Raw genomic sequence first — 19,522 nt, forward strand, 5'->3', positions numbered from 1 at the left:
CAATTCTTTGATAAATCGTAGACATAAAAAAACGCCCGCTTCCGTGAGGAGGCGGGCGTTCTTTTTGAACGTGGAAGCGGAATTAACGCTTCGAGTACTGCGGACGCTTACGCGCTTTACGCAGACCAACTTTCTTACGTTCAACTTCACGGGCGTCGCGAGTAACGAAACCAGCTTTGCGCAGAGCGCTACGCAGGGTTTCGTCGTAGTCCATCAGAGCGCGAGTGATGCCGTGGCGGATTGCGCCAGCTTGACCACTTACACCACCGCCGATCACGGTGACGTAGATGTCGAACTTCTCGACAGTCTCAGTCAGCTCCAGCGGCTGGCGAACTACCATGCGGGCAGTTTCGCGGCCGAAGAAGTTTTCCAGCGAACGGTTGTTGATGGAGATGTTACCAGTACCCGGACGCAGGAAAACGCGTGCGGTTGCGGTCTTGCGACGGCCAGTGCCGTAATTTTGAGTCGCCGACATAATGTACTATTCCGTTAAAACTTCAGTTCTTGGGGCTGCTGAGCAGTATGTGGGTGAGCAGCGCCCGCATAGACTTTCAGCTTACGGTACATGTCGCGACCCAGTGGGTTTTTAGGCAGCATGCCTTTAACCGCGGTCTCGATCACGCGCTCAGGGGCTTTGGCGATCAGCTTTTCAAAGTTGATCGACTTGATGCCGCCCGGGAAACCGGAGTGGGAGTAGTACATTTTGTCAGTGGTTTTAGCACCGGTTACACGAATCTGCTCAGCGTTGATTACGACGATGTAGTCGCCGGTGTCAACGTGAGGAGTGTACTCAGGCTTGTGCTTGCCACGCAGACGGCTCGCGATTTCGGTGGCCAGACGACCCAGGGTCTGACCAGCAGCGTCGACGACAAACCAGTCGCGCTTTACTGTTTCCGGTTTAGCAGTAAAAGTTTTCATTCTTTATAGCCTCAGGGGCCGCCCTGTAAATTAGACGGCGGATCTTACTGAATAGTGCGTACTTTGACAAGTCAAAGGCAGCCGGATACAGACGCTTTCGGGGGCTCGGGTCGGCGCGTCCGTTCAACGGCAAGATTCTTCGGCGGCGGCGCATCACTTCCACTGCAGAAAGAGGTCGGCAATTATGCAGATTGCGAAAAATATTTCAACCTGCTTTTATGATTGTTTTGCCCAAGGAGCACCCGATGGACTATCGCCAGCTAGGCCGTACCGACCTGAACGTGAGTGCAATCTGCCTCGGCACCATGACCTGGGGCGAGCAAAACACTGAAGCTGAAGCCTTCGCCCAGATCGAACGGGCCAAGGAAGCGGGGATCAATTTCATCGACACCGCTGAAATGTATCCAGTGCCGCCGAAAGCCGAAACTTATGCCACCACCGAGCGCTACATTGGCAATTATTTCAAAAGTCGCGGTGATCGCGCCGACTGGATCCTCGCCAGCAAAATTGCCGGCCCCGGCAACGGCATCGATTACATCCGCGACAATAACCTGCGCCATAACCGCCAGCACATCACCGAAGCGGTTGATGCGAGCCTGAAACGCCTGCAGACCGATTACATCGACCTGTACCAGTTGCACTGGCCTGAGCGCAGCACCAATTTTTTCGGACAGCTGGGCTACAAACACAAGATCGAAGCCAACCTCACCCCACTCGAAGACACCCTTGAGGCGCTCGACGAACAGGTGAAGGCAGGCAAGATTCGCCACATCGGTCTGTCCAACGAAACGCCTTGGGGCACCATGCGCTTCCTGGCGCTGGCCGAAGCGCGAGGCTGGCCACGTGCGGTGTCGATCCAGAACCCGTACAACTTGCTCAATCGCAGCTTTGAAGTCGGTCTGGCGGAAATCGCTATTCGCGAACAGTGTGGGCTGCTCGCTTATTCGCCGCTGGCGTTCGGCTTCCTGTCGGGCAAGTACGAAGGCGGCGCCCGTCCGCCAAAAGGTCGCCTGAGCCTCTACAGCCGCTTCAGCCGCTATTTCAATGCGCAATCGGAAGCGGCCTGCAGCCGTTATGTGGCACTGGCCCGCGAACACGGTCTGGATCCGGCGCAGATGGCGTTGGCCTTCGTGACCCAGCAACCGTTCGTGACCAGCAACATCATTGGCGCGACGACGCTGGAACAGCTGGACAGCAACATTGCCAGTTTTGATCTGAAACTGTCGGATGAGGTGTTGGCAGGAATCGAGGCGATTCACAAGGATCATCCGAACCCTGCACCGTAAGTCAAAAGATCGCAGCCTTCGGCAGCTCCTACACAGTTCACACCGGGTTCTGTGCAGGAGCTGCCGCAGGCGGCGATCTTTTTCAGCCTCTCACAGCGACCGCGCAATGATCTCCTTCATGATTTCATTGGTGCCGGCATAAATCCGCTGTACTCGCGCATCGGCCCATGCCCGGGCCACCGGATACTCCCACATGAACCCGTAGCCGCCATGCAACTGCACGCATTCGTCGAGCACTTTGCATTGCAGGTCGGTGCCCCAGTATTTGGCCATTGCCGCCGTCGGCACATCCAGTTTGCCTTGCAGATGCAGTTCCAGACACTTGTCGACAAACACCCGGCCAATCTGAATCTCCGTGGCCATCTCGGCCAATTTGAATCGGGTGTTCTGGAAGTCGGCAATCGCCTTGCCGAAGGCTTTGCGATCGCGGGTGTAATCGAGCGTCCACTGCAACGCCGCTTCAGCCGAGGCGAGCCCGCCTATGGCCACCGTCAGGCGCTCCTGGGGCAATTCCTGCATCAGGTACGCAAACCCGGCTCCGGCCTGACCCAACAAATTTTCCTTCGGCACTCGTACGTCCTGGAAGAACAATTCGGACGTGTCCTGAGCCTTCATTCCGACCTTCTCCAGGCGCTTGCCTTTCTCGAAGCCCGGCGTGTTCGCTTCGACCAGAAACAGGCTGGTGCCCTTCGCGCCGGCCTTGGGATCGGTCTTGGCGACGACGATCACCAGATCGGCCAAGAAACCATTGGTAATGAATGTTTTCGAGCCGTTGATCACATATTCATCACCGTCCAGCACGGCGGTGGTTTTCACCCCTTGCAGATCGGATCCCGCGCCCGGCTCGGTCATGGCGATGGCCGTGACCATTTCGCCCGACACCAGTTTCGGCAGGTACTTGTGCTTCAACGCCTCGCTGCCGTAATGCAGGATGTATGGCGCGACGATGTCCGAGTGCAGCGAAAAGCCGATTCCGGTCAGGCCCAGGCGCCCCACCTCTTCGATCACCACCGCGCTGTAGAGAAAGTCCGCGCCCAACCCGCCATATTCCTCCGGCAGGTGCGAGCAGAGCATCCCCGCCTCCCCCGCCTTGTTCCAGAGCTTGCGGTCGATATGGCCTTGTTTCTCCCAATGTGCGTGATACGGCACGGCCTCTTTTTCGAGGAATGTTCGCACGCTGTCGCGGAACAATTCGTGCTCGGAGCTGAACAAGGTTCTGGGAATCATGCGGCACCTGTCTTTCTTGTTGGAGGGATATGGCTTTCAGAGACTAAGCCCGACTTCCGCAACGGGACACTGGACACATCCGACAAAAAATAAGACGATCCAGCCGTCTGGTGACCACTTTCCCTTATAAAAACAAAACAAAAGTTGAATTATGTCCAAGCAAGTCTCCACGCCCTTGCGGCGCGTCAGCATCCTGGCAATCGACCGGGTTTTCGCTTACACCCTCATGCAGGCCAAGGATTTTTTCCACGTGGCCAGCCTGCGCTACGGCAAACAACTGGGCCATGGCCTGACACCGGCGTTTGAAACACGCATCGTCAGCCCCGATGGCAAACCGGTGAAAAGCTTCAGCGATGTGGTCATGCCGGTCGACGGCGGCCTGGAAAATACCGATGTCATCATCCTCCCGGCGTTCTGGGATGATTTCGAAGCTCTATGCAGCCGTTACCCGCAAATCCTGCCATGGCTGCGTGAACAGCACGCCCGCGGTGCCGTCCTCTGCGGCGAAGCCACCGGCGTCTTCTGGCTGGCCGAAGCCGGATTGCTCGACGGTAAGGAAGCGACCACCTATTGGCGTTTTTTCAACGCCTTCACCGAACGCTTCCCGAAGGTGTATCTCAATCAGGACAAGCACCTGACCGATGCCGACAACCTTTATTGCGCCGGTGGCACCACGTCGGCCTGCGACCTTTACATCTATCTGATCGAGCGCTTCTGCGGGTCCAATGTCGCCCAAGCCGTGGCGCGCGACATTCTCTATGAGGTGCAGCGCAGCTATTCGCCGGGCCGCATCGGTTTCGGCGGACAGAAGCTGCATCAGGACGTGATCATCCTGCAAATCCAGCACTGGCTCGAAGAGCACTTCGCCGACAAATTCCGTTTCGAGGACGTCGCACGCGAACACGGCATGAGCATCCGCAACTTCATGCGGCGCTTCCAGACCGCAACCGGTGACAAACCGCTGCACTACCTGCAGCGCCTGCGCATCGAAACCGCGAAAGGCTTGCTTTCGGGCACGCGCAAAAGCATCAAGACCATCAGCTATGAAGTCGGGTATGACGATGCCAGCTTCTTTGCGAGGCTGTTTCGCCAGCACACCGAGCTGTCGCCGAACCAGTATCGGCAGCAGTTTCAGCAGGCTGCATAAAAGCAAAAGATCGCAGCCTGCGGCAGCTCCTACAGAATGGCGTACACCTGTAGGAGCTGGCCAAGCCTGCGATCTCTTGATCTTCAGCGCATAAAAAAAGGCCTGCAATCGCAGGCCCTTTTTATTTGCCGAATCCGCTTAAGGCTTGTGCGCCCGCGACAGGAATTCGTGGGACTGCATCTCCAGCAAACGGCTCAGTGTGCGTTGAAACTCGAAGTTCAGACGTCCGCCGGTGTACAGATCTTTCAGCTCCACTTCGGCAGAAATGATCAGCTTCACGTTGCGGTCGTAGAACTCGTCGACCATGTTGATGAAGCGACGGGCGATATCGTCGGTGGTGACGCTCATCTGCTCGACGCCGCTGAGCAGCACGGCGTGGAAGATCTTGCCCAGTTCGATGTAGTCGTTCTGGCTGCGCGGGCCGTCGCACAGTTCGCGGAAGTCGAACCAGGCCACGTCATCGCAGGTGCGCAGTGCACGGATCTCGCGATTCTCGATGATCAGCACGTCATTCTCGACCGCTGCGGTGCACTCTGGCGTCAGCGCGCGGAAACTCTTGCGCAGGCTTTCATTAGCGGCTTCGTCGAGCGGATAGTGGAACAGCTCGGCTTGTTCGAGGTGACGAAGGCGATAATCGACGCCGCTGTCGACGTTGACGATCTCAGTGTTCTGCTTGATCAGCGCGATTGCCGGCAGGAAACGCGCACGTTGCAGACCGTCCTTGTACAACCCGTCCGGGACGATGTTCGAGGTCGCCACCAACGTCACGCCGTTCTTGAACAACTCTTCCATCAGCGTGCCGAGGATCATTGCGTCGGTGATATCAGAGACGAAAAACTCATCGAAGCAGATCACCCGCGATTCCGCCGCGAAGCGCTTGGCGATGATCGTCAGCGGGTTTTTCTCGCCGCCGAGGGTTTTCATTTCTTCGTGCACGCGCTTCATGAAGCGGTGGAAGTGGGTGCGGGTCTTTTCCTTGAACGGCAGCGCTTCGAAGAAGGTGTCGACCAGATAGGTTTTGCCGCGACCGACGCCGCCCCAGAAATACAGGCCCTTGACCGGCGTCTGATCTTTTTTGCCGAACAGCTTGCTCAGCAGACCCGGCTTGTTCTGATCGGCGGCGATCAGGTCCTCGTACAGACGCTGCAAATGACGCACGGCCGTTTCCTGCGCGGCGTCATGGAAGAAATCCGGGCGTTTCAGATCAGCTTGATATCGTTCTAGGGGCGTCATAATTCGTTAGCAAGGCAACAAAAACGGGCCGTCACTGTAGCGACGGCCTGTGGGAATGGCAATCGGCCCTTGGTCGGGTCGTGCCGCCGATTAGTCCTGAGCCGGGGTCAGCGCGATGCGCAAGGCCTCGATGGCCGCATCCCGCGCGCCGCTGTCGGCGAACGCCGGGCTGTCGCCGACACACTCGCCTTCCAGCCAGACACTGAAGCTCAGGTCTTCGCTGCGAACATCCAATGGCTGACCGGATTGCAGCTGCTTGGTCACCTGCCCGGCGGTTTTGCCATCGGCAAAGTTGCGCGACAACAGCAGTTGCTCGCCATCGGCCGCCAGCAGACGGAAACGGAAACTGCCGTCGTCTTCACGGAAACTGACGAAACGCGCGGCTTTCGCGGCTTTCTTCTTGGTGGTCGCGGCAACCTGAACCTGATTGACGAAAGAGCGCAGGCCGACGGCTTCGCGCAGTTCGTTGAGGAACGGCGTGGCGACCGCACGGGCCTTTTTCGCGCCGATCTGCAGAATGTCTTCCAGGTCCGCCGGGCGCTCGATCAACTGGTGATACTTCTCGCGGGACTCGCCCAGCTGGTTGTCGAGCAACTGGAACAGACGGTTCTTCGCCTCGCCCCAACCCAGACCGCCAAGCAGTTCGCTGCGGAATTCGTCAGCCTGTGCCGGCGTAGCGAACGCCGTGTATAGGGTGAACAGGTGCGAATTGTCCGGATCCTTGGCTTCGCCCGGCGCCTTGGAGTCGGTGACGATCCGCGAGATCGCGTCCTTCATCTCTTTGGCGCTGGAGAACAGCGGGATGGTGTTGTCGTAGCTCTTCGACATCTTGCGACCGTCGAGGCCGGGCAACGTCGCCACGCTTTCCTCGATCAGCGCCTCAGGCATGGTGAAGAACTCTTTGCCCTGACCGAACAGATGATTGAAGCGCTGGCCGATGTCACGGGCCATTTCGACGTGCTGAATCTGGTCACGACCGACCGGCACCTTGTGCGCATTGAACATCAGGATGTCCGCAGCCATCAGCACCGGGTAGCTGTAGAGGCCCATGGTAACGCCCGCGTCCGGGTCTTCACCGGTTTCGACGTTCTTGTCCACCGACGCCTTGTAGGCGTGAGCGCGATTGAGCAGGCCCTTGGCGGCAACGCAGGTCAGCAGCCAGGTCAGCTCAGGGATTTCCGGGATGTCGGACTGCCGGTAGAACGTCACCCGATCGACATCCAGACCACCGGCCAGCCAGGTCGCGGCGATTTCCAGACGCGAGCGCTGGATGCGCAGCGGGTCATCGCATTTGATCAGGGCGTGATAGTCGGCCAGGAAGTAGAACGAGTCGGCATTGCTGTCGCGGCTGGCGAGAATGGCCGGACGGATGGCGCCGGCATAGTTGCCCAGATGCGGGGTGCCGGTGGTGGTGATGCCGGTAAGAATGCGGGTACGGTTGGTCATGGGTAATCGCTTGTCAGACTGCAATCAATTCGAGAGACGCGGCAGGATCAGATCCTTGAGATCGGTCAGCTTGCCATGAAAAAAGTGTCCGCATTCTGCCACTTTCAGCAGCTCATGGGGGCGCGGCAGTTGTTGCGACCAGTCGTAAACCAGTTGCGGATCGATGACTTCGTCGGTTTCCGGCTGGATCACCGTCAGCTCGCCATGTTGCGGCAGTTGATCCTGCTCACCCAGACGCATGACCGCTGGCGCAACCATGAACAGATGCTTGAGCTGCAAGCCCTGCGCTTCAAGGCGGCCGCCGAGACTTGCTGCAACAAATCCGCCGAAGGAAAAACCGAACAGGGTCAGCGGCAGCTCCGGGTGTTTTTCCCGCAGCCATGCCGCCGCGGCCTGCGCGTCGTCGACTTCACCGGTGCCCATATCGTGCGTGCCCTGGCTGGCGCCAACGCCGCGATAGTTGAAGCGCAAGGTGATCAGACCGGCGTCGCGCGCGGTGCGCTGCAGGGTCGAGACGACCTTGTTGAGCATGGTGCCGCCTTGGACCGGGTTCGGATGGCAGATCAGCGCGATGCCGACTGGCTGCTCGTTATCCAGGTACAGGCTCTCTAATTGACCCACCGGGCCGTCAATCACAACTGGGGTTTCACGCATCAGCAAGGGAGGAACTCCGTGACCTCGAATAGGGTCGACTCGTCTAGCAAATTGTCTGTGCCAATCTATTGCGAGTGAATCGCGGTATACAGCGCAGGTTCGAGCCGTTAACGTAAAGCAAAGCCGTTTATAGAGGAAGGACTCGTGGAACACTCGCTCTTAGTTTGGTTGTTACCGACTCTTGCCCTGGTTGTGGGTGTCGCCATTGGATTCCTGATCGCGCGCGTTGCGCCGAACGCCGCGCCGAGCCGTACGCAGCGTCAACTGGATGATATCCAGGAGCGCTTCGACAGTTATCAAAACGAGGTGGTCACCCACTTCAACAGCACGGCGATGCTGGTCAAGAAGCTCACTCAGAGCTACCAGGAAGTGCAGGATCATCTCGCCGAGGGTGCCAATCGTCTGGCCCTGGACGAACAGACCCGCCAGCGCCTGATCGCTGCCCTGCACGCTGATGCGGCACAGGCACCGCGTGAACGCCTGACGCCACCGCGCGATCAGGAGCCGCCGCGCGACTACGCACCGAAATCGCCGAACTCCCCGGGAATGCTCGACGAGCACTACGGTTTGAAGAAGTAAGCAGTTTTCGCTGAAAACAAAAAGCCCCCGGACAATTCGGTTGTCCGGGGGCTTTTTTGTATCTGATGATTTGGCAGCGACCACAAAACCTGTAGGAGCTGTCGAGTGCAACGAGGCTGCGATCTTTCGATGCTGATTTTTCAAGATCAAAAGATCGCAGCGTGCCGCAGCTCCTACCGGGCGCATACAAAAAAATGCCCGATCACCGGATCGGGCATTTCTTCATTCAGCGCTTCAGTTACGGATACTGCTGAACCGTACCCGGCTGCTGTTGCTGCTGGCCACCATACTGCTGACCCGGAATCGCCTTGAGGTTGACCTCGACCCGGCGATTCTGCGCGCGGCCATTCACATCGCCGTTGCTCGCGATCGGGTTATCCGGACCGGCGCCACGGGCCGACAGGTTGGCACCACTGACGCCTTGCGAGGTCAGGTAGGTCGCCACGCTCTGCGCACGACGCTGGGACAGATCCATATTGTGCTGGCGGCTGCCGGTGCTGTCGGTGTAGCCGACGATTTCGATCTGGTTCTGGTTGAACTCTTTCAGCGAGTTGGCCAGGTTGTTCAGCGGCTGGTAGAAGCTCGACGCGATGTTCGCCGAATCGGTAGCGAAGGTGATGTTGCCAGGCATGATCAGTTTGATCTGATCGCCTTCACGCTGCACTTCGACACCGGTGTTGGCCATGCTGGCGCGCAGTTTCTTTTCCTGCTGGTCGGCGTAGTAACCGTAACCTGCAGCGGAGGCGCCGACCACGGCCGCGCCGATCAACGCGCCCTTGCCACGATTGTCGTGGCCGATGGCGGCGCCGGCGAGTGCACCGGCCAGCGCACCGAGGCCGCCGTATTTGGCGGTTTTGCTCATGCCTTGCGAGCCACCGTCAGCCTGACCCTGATTGTCATACGGGTTAGGCGACGCGCAGCCGGACAGCACGGCCACGGCAGTAGCGACAATAATCAAACGACGCGTGGTGAACATGGAGAGCTCCTGGTTTTTTTGCATTCTGTGGTACAGCGGCCACTAATCAACTAATGGACCTGCGCGGGGGTTGGATCATGACAATGCCCAAAAATTCCGCCCGACGCCCATGACAAAAAATTCAGGCACGCACAAACGGGTTCTCGCGCATCTCATCGCCAAGGCGTGTATCCGGTCCGTGCCCGGTCACGACCGTTGCATCTTCGTCCAGGGTGTACAGCCGCTGCTTGATCGAACGCACGATGGTCGCCTGATCGCCGCCCCACAAATCCGTGCGCCCTACTCCGCGACGAAACAGCGTGTCGCCAGCTATCAACAGCTTAGCCTCGGAAAACCAAAAGCTCATGGAACCGGGTGTATGACCGGGCGTATGCAGGGCCACACCGCAACCGCACGCCAGTTCTTCGTCATCGCTCAGCCAGCGATCCGGCGACGGCACTGGCGTGTACGGCACACCGAACATCTGGCATTGCATCTCCAGGTTGTCCCAAAGGAACTGGTCTTCCTTGTGCAAATGCAGAGTCGCCCCGGTCTTCTCTTTCATTTGCCCGGAAGCCAGAAAGTGATCGAGGTGCGCGTGGGTGTGGATGATGCTGACGACTTTCAGGCCATGCGCATCGAGCCGCGCCATGATCAGATCGGGGTTGCCGCCCGGGTCGACGACGATGGCTTTTTTGCTGATCGGATCGCCAATGATGGTGCAGTTGCATTGAAGCGGGCCTACCGGGAAGGTTTCGCGAATCAGCGCTGGGGTGGCGGCGGGCATGGGAACTCCTGAACGGTATTTGATCCTCGCAGGATACGGTCACCCTCTTCAGTATTCCATGTCATCGGTTGAATCGTCCGCTATCTCAACACGCCGAGTTCCTTCGCCCGCGCCACGGCTTGGGTTCGCCGCTCCACGCCCAACTTGCTGTTGATGTGACTGGCGTGGGTTTTCACCGTGTGCAGCGAGATAAACAATTGCTCGCTGATTTCCTGATTCGAGCAGCCTTGAGCGATCAGGCGCAGGACTGCCAGTTCCCGGCTGCTGAGCTGTTCGGTGGTTGACGTCTCGACAACCGCGCGGGGGGCGGGCTGTGGAAAGTGTGCCAGTAGTTGCTGACAGACAGCCGTCGAAGAAGTCGCCTGCAATTGCCCGCGCGTCCAGTCCGCATGGGCTTTGATCAGCGCGTCGAAAGGCTGCAAGACACCGCCGGCCGCCGCTTCGAGTGCCTGCATGAGGGCTTTGCGCGCTTCGACATCTCGTCCACCGCTCAACAGCAGCGCCACTTTCTGCGTCAGCGCCATCACACTCAGCAACTGCCGCCCGGTTTGCTGGCCGTTTTCGTGCAACACGTTCAAGCGCCCTTCGGCGAGCATCGGTTGCCCCTGGTTCAGGTCGAGCAATGCTTGTTGCAGTTCGATGTGCAGAGGCAGCTGTGGGTGAAACTCCGGCGGCGCAGCAGCACGCTCACCGGTGTAGGTCTGGCCCAATCGCGCCAGCCAGGCTTCGGCCAGATCCGTGCGTCCCTGTGCCAGCCACAGCTCGCATTTGACCAGCGTGATCATCGCCAGATAGTAAATCGGCGGCACGTCCCAGATGTGCATCAGTCGTTCGGCTTCTGCCAGTTCCGCGAAAGCTCTGGCGAACTCGCCTTGCGCACCGTCCAGACGGGCAATCACACAATGCCCGATCAGCACGCTGATATCGCGACAGGCGCGCGCCTCGGCAATCCCGCTCAACAAGCGCCCCCGCGCGGCCTGGGGTTGCAGGCGCATGGCCAACAGGAAACCCTCGTACAGCGTCAGCCGAGCGCGTACCGCATACAAGCGTTGTGACGACAACCCGCGCAAGCGCTCCAGCCCCTGATGCACCTCGGCGAGCGCACGCAGGATTTCCCCGCGCGACTGTAATACCCGCGCCCGATCGTAATGCGCCAATGCTTCGAACAAGGGATTGCCGACCCGCTGCGCCAGCTCCAGAGATTCTCGGTTCAAGCCCCGTGCGCGCCACAGATCACCGTCGGCAATCGCCAGATTGGACAAGGTCGACAAACACATCAGCCGCTGACCGTAGCGCTTGGCCGGCAGGCTCTCCAGCGCTTCGCTGCAGTATTGCAGGGTCAACTCGCGATGCCCGCGACCACGGGCGATGATTCCGCTGAGTGCCAGCCATTGCGCCAGCATCGACTTTTGCGCGGTAGCTGACGGTGCCGGCAGAAAGCGACTGAGATGACTGGACAACTCTTCAGCCGCATCGAGCTGACAGGCCAGACCCAGCGCCCAACTGTAGAGAACGATCAAACGCGGCGTGCTTATCAGCAGGCTGTCGGGCAAATCCATTTTCCAGCGCAGCAACATGCCGATGTTCTGCTCGGCCAGCAGTTGCTCTTCGGACAGGTTCTGCACCAGGTTTGCCGCCACATCGAGATGCCCGGCACGCAACGCTTGCTCCACTGCTTCATCGAGCAGCCCTTGCGCATTGAACCAGCGACAGGCGCGCAGATGCAGAGTCGCGGGCGGCACCAGCGCCTGTGTGATCGGCCGGCTGCGTAGCAAATCCGAAAACAAATGGTGATAGCGGTACCAGTGACCATGCTCATCCAGCGGCACCAGAAAAACCTGATGCGCCAATAGGAAACGCAGGATTTCAGCGCTGTCATGAGCCTCGCGCACCGCGTCGCACAGCTCGCTGCAAAAGCGCTCCTGTGGCGCCGTGTCGTAAAGAAACGCCTGCACTTCGGCCGGCAGGCAATCGATCACCTCTTCAAGCAGGTAGTCGCGGATCAGCCCTTCGCCACCGTTCAATGCTTGCGGCAATCCCGCATCGCTGCCTGCTTCGGCCACCGCCAGCAGCCAGAAACGCAGACCGGCGACCCAGCCCTCGCTGCGCTGAATCAGGTTTTCCAGCGCTTCGCCGCGCAGCGAAGTGCTATGGCGATCGAGCAAGGTCAGCGCCTCATCGTGGGTCAGGCGTAAATCCTGTTCATGCAATTCCAACAACTGGCGCGACAGCCGCAAGCGTGCCAGATGCCAATCCGGGCGCTGGCGACTGGTGACCATCACCAGCAAGCCATCAGGCAAATGATTGAGGAAAAATTGCAGGCAACGATCAAGCACCGGGCCTTGGGCGAGATGATAATCGTCGAGCACCAGCAGCAACGGTGCCGCCGGATCAAGGTGCGCCGCCAGCTCATCAAGCAGCCCGTCCAGCCACTCTTCGAAGGCAAACGGCTGATGACGCTGGCGCATTTTCAGCAGGCCGAGCGCACGACTGCCCAACGGCGCGAAATAATCCTGCAAGCCCTCGAGCAATCGCTCGAGAAATCGCCCGGGATCGCTGTCACGCGGGCTCAAGCCCAGCCAGAGACTGCGCCAGTGCGCCGGCAGGCTCTGACAGAACTCCACCGCCAGCGAACTCTTGCCAAACCCGGCGGGCGCGCTGACCAGCAACAGCCGCCCACCGAGCCCGGCCTGCAGACGCTCGCAAAGTCTTGGTCGCAGCACGTATCCGTCGGGCAATGGCGGGCGGAAAAAACGCCCTTCCAGTGCCGTGACGGCAACACTTGCAGGACCCGGAATCGGGGACAGATCAGTCATGGCCGGCTCTTGTTCGAAGGCGATTGGCGGCGTTGCAGATGTCCGCAGCCTAGCCTTAAACGAAGAGGTAATGAAGGTCACTGCTACAAATGGCTACAAAAAGGCTACATAAACGTATGCACAACACCACGCAGGAGCTGCCGCAGGCTGCGATCTTTTGATGTTTTTTTCAAGATCAAAAGATCGCAGCCTGCGGCAGCTCCTACAAAAGCAAAAACGCCCCGAACCAGTCGGGGCGTTTTCACGAGGATGCGGCCTCGGGTTTACAGCGGATTAGCGAACGCCGTCCTGACGCAGAGCGGCCGGAGTGAAGTCGCTGGTGGTGGCAGTGAAGCCGAAGTCATACGCACTCTTCTCTTCGTTTTTCATGCCCAGTGCCAGATAGCGGCCCGATTGCAGGTCGTAGAGGGTTTCCAGGGCGTACCACGGCACTTGCTTGTCGTAGTAGTTCTCGGCATGCGCCTCAGCCACACGCCACAGCTGACCACGACCGTCGTAATGGTCGATCACCGCTGCTTGCCAGGTGTCTTCATCGATATAGAAATCACGTTTGGCGTAAATGTGGCGTTGACCTTCCTTCAGGGTTGCCACGACATGCCAGACCCGGCGCAGCTCGTAACGCGCCAGATCCTGATTGATGTGGCCGGCCTTGATAATGTCGGCGTACTTCAATTTCGGATCGTCGAGCTTGTAGCTGTCGGAGGCGATGTACATCTCTTTTTTGCCTTCGAGTTTCCAGTCGTAGCGATCCGGCGCACCGTTGAACATGTCGAGGTTGTCGGAAGTCCGCAGGCCGTCCGCCGCAGTGCCCGGGCCGTCATAAGACACTTGCGGTGCCCGGCGCACACGGCGCTGACCGGCGTTGTAGACCCACGCCGAACGCGGTTCCTTGACCTGATCGAGGGTTTCGTGCACCAGCAGCACACCACCGGCCAGACGCGCTGGCGCGGTCACTTTCTGCTTGAAGTAGAACAGGATATTGCCCGGGTTCGCCGGATCGTAATCCTTCATCTTGTCGCGGAACACGAACTGATCCTGGAAGTACACCAGGCTGAACGAGCCGTTCGGCTGTGGCGTCGCCTGGGTTACCAGACGGGTCACGCTGCCGCCGCGATAGCGGGTGATGTGGTTCCAGATGACCTCTACGCCGGTCTTTGGAATCGGGAATGGCACGGCGGTATCGAAGTTTTCCAGACCGTTGCCGCCAGACACCAGGTTGGTGGTGGTGGCGTTTTTCTTGATGGCGGCGAACACGTCATCCGGCACGGTCGCGCCGCGATGGGACGGATAGACCGGCATCTTGAAGGTTTCAGGGTAGCGCTTGAACATTGCGTACTGGCCAGGAGCGAGCTTGTCCTTGTACTTGTCCACGTCTTTCGCGGTGATGGTGAACAGCGGTTGCTCACTGGCGTAAGGGTTCGCGAGGAAACCCTTGCTGTCGACCGCACCGGCATTCTTCGGCAGCGGCTTCCAGGCCGGGATCGAACCGTCGGCATTACCGGCCATTTCCGCGCCCATCGGGGTCAGGCTCTTGCCCAGCTTGTCCGCTTCAGCGGCAGGCACCGCCGCCATGACGCTTGTCGCCAGCAGCGACAGGCCCAGAACACCGGCGTGGAACAGACTCTTTGTTATTTTCATATGTGTGTTCGTCCTGAAATGCAGTGCTTAGAAGTTCACGCCGAAGCTGAGCGCAACGAAATCGCGGTCATCCACAGTGGTGTACTTGCCGTCGAAGAAGTTGGTGTAAGCCAGGCTCGCGGTGTAGGTGTTCTGGTATTCGGCATCGACACCGAGGCTGACCGCCTTGCGACCTTCCTCGAAGTTGCCGCCAGGGCCTGGCGAGTAACCGCTGACGTCGTGGGACCAGGCCACGTTCGGCTTGAGGTTGACCCCGGCGAAGACGTCGTTGTATTCCCAGATGGCCCGGCCACGGTAGCCCCAGGACATCGAGGTGGTGAAACCGTCGTTGTCGCAATTGCGGCTGCGGTTGTTTTGTGGCGAACCGGGACCTGCGCCGTTGATGGTGCTGTTGTTGAGAATGTTGGCGCAGGTGTTGGTGGTGCCGGTGGCTGGCAACTCGCCCGGGCCGTAAACCGGATCGCGGCCGTAACGCATGTCGGAACGGCTTTCCAGCCCGCCAACGTAAGTTGCGCCGACTTCACCGACGAGGGTCAGACGGCTGGCGCCCATGACCTGATCGAAGAAGTGCGTGAACGTTGTCTGGATCTGGGTGATTTCCTTGCGCTCGTAGCCATGCAGATCCTGGCCGGGAACACCAGTGAGCAGCGAAGCGTTGGTCAAGGCGCCGCCCAGCGGACGTACCCCGGCGAACAGAATGTCGGTGGAGTTCAGTTGCACCGGCGCGTTCGGACGGTAGCTGATCTCACCGCTCCACGCCGTACCGGTAGCCAGGGTGGTGGAGAAGCTCAGGCCATAGAGGCGAATGTCTTCAGGGTATTCGATGAAGTAGTTCGAGTTACCCGCGACCAGCAGCGGTGCGAGTGCAGCAAATGGCCCCGGCAGCGCGGCGGCAGTGTTGTAGACCGACTGCGGCGCACCCGTGGCGCTGAAGATTGGCGCACGGCTGTGGTAGTTCATGAAGTAGGCGCCGAACTCGGTGTCGAGTGGCTCGAACATGTATTTGAGAGACGCGCCCCACTGACCGCTGTCACGCGCATCGCGGTCGGCGCCACGGCGCACCAGCACGCCTTCTTCGTCGACGTTGACACCGTTGGCCGCCAATGGCCCCAGCGCGATGGCAGGGATTTGCGAACGCTTGTTCAGCACGCGCAAGTTGCTGTCGCAGCCATCGGCAACGATGTCCGGTTGCGAGAAAAACGTGCCGCAGTTATCGACGACGGTCTGGTCCCATTCCAGCTGATAGAACGCTTCGGCCGAGAGATTCTCGGTCAGGCTCTGGGACACATAGAACATGTTGACCGGAATCAGGCCTTCCTTGATCTCGGCGCCCGGACGACGGAATGCAGAGACGTCGATCGGGTTGATCGAGTTGATGCCGCCGCCGATGAAGGTACTTTCACCCCAGCTTACGACCTGCTTGCCCAGACGCACCGAGCCCGGCTGATCGGCAACCGAATAATTGTGATAGACGAAGGCGTCGAGGATCTGCCCGCCGGACGACTTGGCGCCTTCCTTGCGGTTGCTGTCGCTGATGTCCTTGAACTCACGGCTCTCGTCCTTGAGTTCGAAGTCGTACCAGTATTTGCCACGGACGAACACGCCGGTGTCGCCGTATTTCAATTCAAGGTCATGGATGCCCTTGAAGATTTTCGAGAAGGTTTCGCCGCTTTTGAAGTTGGCGTGACCGTCATCGGACGTCTGCGACAGGCCGCGGCCGCCGTTGTTGACGCCAATGAGGTTCTTGTTCGGGCTCTGAGTAGACCAACTGGCACCGAGCGACAGGGACGAGTCGAACTGACCCTCGATTTCACCGACGTTGAAACTGACGCCGAATGCGGGCCCGGCGAGCGAAGAAGCAAGACTGACCGCCAGAGGCAGTTTCGCCCGGCGCCAGAACTGGTTTACTGAGGTCATCGACGCTACTCCATGTGCATTATTGTTATGGCAGTGAGTACTTTTAAAAACGCTGTGGAAGATCGGGCGCCAAGGCTGCCGCAAATCACTCCAACGTTGCTCGCCCCGTCTAGCGCGTGTGCTCCGTTCTTAAAAATCCTTGAGCGGACTATAGCCAGCAGGTGGTACTGCTTGATCCCTCTAAAGTGTGATTTGCAGCCGCCAACCACTCTGGAACAGTCCTTTCGCCAGTCCGACGCATGTCGGCACGGCAAGGATGGCTGATTTTTCCGATTTCACAAGCCAAGCGCTTGCTTGGTGGGTCTGGCGCGCCGTTTTCGGCGCGCCAGCAGAGGTCAAAGCGTAGACAGGAAGGTGCTGTTGTTGGCCTGCCATTCGGTGATGTCGAGGCGGATGCGCTTTTTGTCGAGCTTGCCGACACTGGTCTTGGGAATTTCGGTAACAAGGGCGATTTGACTGGGGATCGCCCACTTGCTCAGGTGCCCCAGTTCGACAAACGGCTTGAGATGTTCCTTGAGTTCACGCGCCCCGATCTCATGCCCTTCACGGATCACCAGCAAGGCAAACGGACGTTCACCCCACTGTGGATCGGCGATGCCCACCACTGCTACTTCGCGTACCGCCACGTGACGACTGATGAGGTCTTCGAGGTCCAGCGAGGAAATCCATTCGCCGCCGGTCTTGATCACGTCCTTGATGCGGTCGCGGATGTCGATCACGCCCATGCTGTCGAGGGTGGCGACGTCGCCAGTGTGCAGCCAGCCGCCGGCCCACAGTTCGGCGCCCTTCTGCGGTTCGTTGAAATAGCCCTCGGTGAGCCACGGCGCACGCAGCACCAGCTCGCCTTGAGTCTCGCCATCGGCCGGGAGGAAATTGCCGTCAGTGTCGACGATCGCCGCTTCCACCAATGGCCCCGGCACTCCGGCCTTGATCCGGTAGGTGGTGCGCTCGTCTTCGCTGCCGGCCATCAGTTCATCGTTAAGATGGGCGCAGGACACCAGCGGCCCGGTTTCCGACATGCCATACGCGGCCGTGAGCTGAATGCCCCGGGCCTTGGCGGTTTCGTACAACGTGCGATTGAGCGCGCTGCCGCCAATGACGATTTTCCAGCCGCCGAAATCGGTGTCTTGCGCGCCCTTGGCATTGAGCAACATTTGCAGGATGGTCGGCACGCAATGGGAGAACGTGACCTTCTCCTTGCGCCACAACTCCACGAGGAATTCCGGATCGTAGCGCCCCGGATAAACCTGCTTGAGGCCAAGCATGGTCGCCACGTACGGCAAGCCCCAGGCGTGAACGTGGAACATCGGCGTGATCGGCATGTACACGTCGTTGGTGCCGAGCAGGCGCACGCTGTCGATGCAACCCATGATCGTCGACACGCCCATGGTGTGCAGCACCAGTTGCCGATGGGTGAAATACACGCCTTTCGGGTTGCCAGTGGTCCCGGTGGTGTAAAACGTGGTCGCGACAGAGTTTTCGTCAAAGTCCTGGAAATCGTATTGCGGGCTCGCCGCCGTGAGCAATTGCTCGTATTCACCGACCAGATTCGGCAGCTCGGCGGTCTTCTCCGGCAGATCGGTGAGCAGCAAGGTTTTCTCGACCGTGGTCAGGTGCGGCGCAATGGCTTGATACAGGCCGACGAACTCGCTGTTGACCAGCACAAAGCGGTCCTCGGCGTGGTTCATGGTGTAGAGGATCTGCTCCGGAGACAGGCGCACGTTGATCGTGTGGATCACCGCGCCGATCATTGGAATCGCGAACATGCATTCCAGATAACGATGGCTGTCCCAGTCCATTACCGCCACGGTATCACCGGCTTTCACACCGGCGGCCGTGAGCACATTGGCCAGCCGTGCGACACGTTCGATCAGGGTCGGGTAACTGTAGCGAATCTGGTCACGGTAGATGATCTCGCGGGTTTTCTCGTAACGGGCGCCGGACAGCAGCAGCCGTTTGATCAGCAATGGATACTGGTAAGCCCCATCGGCCGGGGGAATGACGCGAGTCTGCAACATAAGAATCCCTTTTCTGACTGCACGGTGTTGGCGGAGAGATTCGTACTCTAGTGCGCCTGCATGACAGTCAAATCAGCCAAAGGAATGATTTGCACAGCCGTACAAATGCTAGCTTTGCGCCAGCATCCTTGGTATCAGGAAAGTGAATATGGGACCTGTAGGAGCTGCCGAAGGCTGCGATCTTTTGATTTTGTCTTTGGAGAAACAGATCAAGAGATCGCAGCCTCGTTTCACTCGTCAGCTCCTACAGGGGGGCCGTGTCGAGATCAGTGCATTTCGGTGAACGCGATTTTCACGCCAAGAGCAATCAGCACGGCGCCCATGGTGCGGTCGAACCAGTGGCCCATACGGGCAAAACCGGCGCGCACGCGCTGTTGGCTGAACAGCATCGCCACCAGGCAGAACCAGAGCGCGGTGGCCACGGCCAGGTAAACGCCGTAACCGGCCTGCACCGCCAGAGGCGTGTGCGGATTGATCACCACGGTGAACAGCGACAGGAAGAACAGCGTGGCTTTCGGGTTCAGGCCGTTGGTCACGAAGCCGGAGGTGAACGCGCCGCGCGCGGTGCGGATGCCGGCCTCTTTGTGCAGATCATCGCTCACCGCTTTGGCCGGTTGCGCGCGCAAGGCCTTGAAGCCGATGTACAGCAGATAAGCAGCGGCGGCCCATTTCAAGGCATTGAACAGCACAATCGACTGCGACACGATCAGCCCGATGCCCAGCAGCGAATAACCGACGTGCAGGAAAATCGCCGTGCCGACGCCCAGCGCCGTCCACGTACCGGCGCGACGACCGTGGGTCACGCTCTCGCGCACCACCACGGCAAAATCCGGACCCGGGCTGGCGACGGCCAGCAAGTGGATCAGCGCAACGGTCAAAAACTCGGTCCAGTACATGGGGG

At 59.3% G+C, this 19,522-nt stretch carries 16 protein-coding genes; 3 read left to right on the plus strand and 13 right to left on the minus strand.

The features are described from left to right. Positions 1 to 82 precede the first annotated feature (82 nt). Entirely contained in the window at positions 83 to 475 is a 393-nt protein-coding gene (gene rpsI, locus EL257_RS22255) for a 30S ribosomal protein S9 (protein ID WP_122604830.1), read from the minus strand. A 14-nt stretch (positions 476 to 489) separates the two neighbouring features. After that, on the minus strand, positions 490 to 918 hold the full coding sequence (gene rplM, locus EL257_RS22260) for a 50S ribosomal protein L13 (RefSeq protein ID WP_007917032.1): 429 nt from the start codon (positions 916 to 918) through the stop codon (positions 490 to 492). Positions 919 to 1,163: 245 nt separating this feature from the next. Here rplM and EL257_RS22265 point away from each other — a divergent pair, with 245 nt between their 5' ends. Next, complete coding sequence (locus EL257_RS22265; protein WP_126366251.1) at positions 1,164 to 2,204, plus strand: NADP(H)-dependent aldo-keto reductase; 1,041 nt, start codon at positions 1,164 to 1,166, stop codon at positions 2,202 to 2,204. A gap of 90 nt (positions 2,205 to 2,294) precedes the next feature. On the opposite strand, the gene EL257_RS22270 is transcribed toward EL257_RS22265, so the two are convergent. Continuing rightward, positions 2,295 to 3,431, minus strand: coding sequence for an acyl-CoA dehydrogenase family protein (locus EL257_RS22270; protein WP_126366253.1), 1,137 nt, complete (start codon positions 3,429 to 3,431; stop codon positions 2,295 to 2,297). 250 nt (positions 3,432 to 3,681) lie between these two features. On the opposite strand from EL257_RS22270, the gene EL257_RS22275 reads away from it, so the two are divergent. Further along, positions 3,682 to 4,578, plus strand: coding sequence for a GlxA family transcriptional regulator (locus tag EL257_RS22275; protein WP_172604577.1), 897 nt, complete (start codon positions 3,682 to 3,684; stop codon positions 4,576 to 4,578). A gap of 138 nt (positions 4,579 to 4,716) precedes the next feature. On the opposite strand, the gene zapE is transcribed toward EL257_RS22275, so the two are convergent. From zapE to EL257_RS22290, 3 genes are all read right to left on the minus strand, one after another. Next, positions 4,717 to 5,811, minus strand: a complete 1,095-nt coding sequence (gene zapE / locus EL257_RS22280) for a cell division protein ZapE (protein WP_126366257.1) — start codon at positions 5,809 to 5,811, stop codon at positions 4,717 to 4,719. 90 nt (positions 5,812 to 5,901) lie between these two features. Then, positions 5,902 to 7,257 (minus strand): tryptophan--tRNA ligase, encoded by a 1,356-nt coding sequence (locus EL257_RS22285; protein WP_126366259.1) that lies wholly within the window; start codon positions 7,255 to 7,257, stop codon positions 5,902 to 5,904. Positions 7,258 to 7,281: 24 nt separating this feature from the next. Next, on the minus strand, positions 7,282 to 7,911 hold the full coding sequence (locus tag EL257_RS22290) for an alpha/beta hydrolase (RefSeq protein ID WP_126368231.1): 630 nt from the start codon (positions 7,909 to 7,911) through the stop codon (positions 7,282 to 7,284). A gap of 144 nt (positions 7,912 to 8,055) precedes the next feature. Between EL257_RS22290 and EL257_RS22295 the strand changes: the two genes are divergently transcribed. Continuing rightward, positions 8,056 to 8,490: a YhcB family protein gene (locus EL257_RS22295; RefSeq protein ID WP_016773251.1), complete on the plus strand. Its 435-nt coding sequence runs from the start codon at positions 8,056 to 8,058 to the stop codon at positions 8,488 to 8,490. A 238-nt stretch (positions 8,491 to 8,728) separates the two neighbouring features. Here EL257_RS22295 and EL257_RS22300 read toward each other — a convergent pair whose 3' ends face one another. From EL257_RS22300 to EL257_RS22330, 7 genes are all read right to left on the minus strand, one after another. Continuing rightward, positions 8,729 to 9,466, minus strand: coding sequence for an OmpA family protein (locus EL257_RS22300; RefSeq protein WP_126366261.1), 738 nt, complete (start codon positions 9,464 to 9,466; stop codon positions 8,729 to 8,731). A gap of 121 nt (positions 9,467 to 9,587) precedes the next feature. Then, positions 9,588 to 10,232 (minus strand): MBL fold metallo-hydrolase, encoded by a 645-nt coding sequence (locus EL257_RS22305; RefSeq protein WP_126366263.1) that lies wholly within the window; start codon positions 10,230 to 10,232, stop codon positions 9,588 to 9,590. 80 nt (positions 10,233 to 10,312) lie between these two features. Then, positions 10,313 to 13,048 (minus strand): LuxR C-terminal-related transcriptional regulator, encoded by a 2,736-nt coding sequence (locus EL257_RS22310; RefSeq protein WP_126366265.1) that lies wholly within the window; start codon positions 13,046 to 13,048, stop codon positions 10,313 to 10,315. 273 nt (positions 13,049 to 13,321) lie between these two features. Continuing rightward, positions 13,322 to 14,686, minus strand: coding sequence for a DUF1329 domain-containing protein (locus EL257_RS22315; RefSeq protein WP_126366267.1), 1,365 nt, complete (start codon positions 14,684 to 14,686; stop codon positions 13,322 to 13,324). A 27-nt stretch (positions 14,687 to 14,713) separates the two neighbouring features. Then, on the minus strand, positions 14,714 to 16,603 hold the full coding sequence (locus tag EL257_RS22320; protein WP_126366269.1) for a DUF1302 domain-containing protein: 1,890 nt from the start codon (positions 16,601 to 16,603) through the stop codon (positions 14,714 to 14,716). Between the two features lie 335 nt (positions 16,604 to 16,938). Beyond that, on the minus strand, positions 16,939 to 18,621 hold the full coding sequence (locus EL257_RS22325; protein ID WP_126366271.1) for a fatty acid--CoA ligase: 1,683 nt from the start codon (positions 18,619 to 18,621) through the stop codon (positions 16,939 to 16,941). 266 nt (positions 18,622 to 18,887) lie between these two features. Next, positions 18,888 to 19,517 (minus strand): LysE family transporter, encoded by a 630-nt coding sequence (locus tag EL257_RS22330; protein ID WP_126366273.1) that lies wholly within the window; start codon positions 19,515 to 19,517, stop codon positions 18,888 to 18,890. Positions 19,518 to 19,522 lie beyond the last annotated feature (5 nt).

Origin of the sequence: Pseudomonas fluorescens (assembly GCF_900636825.1) — a bacterium.
Taxonomy (GTDB): Bacteria; Pseudomonadota; Gammaproteobacteria; order Pseudomonadales; family Pseudomonadaceae; genus Aquipseudomonas; species Aquipseudomonas fluorescens_BG.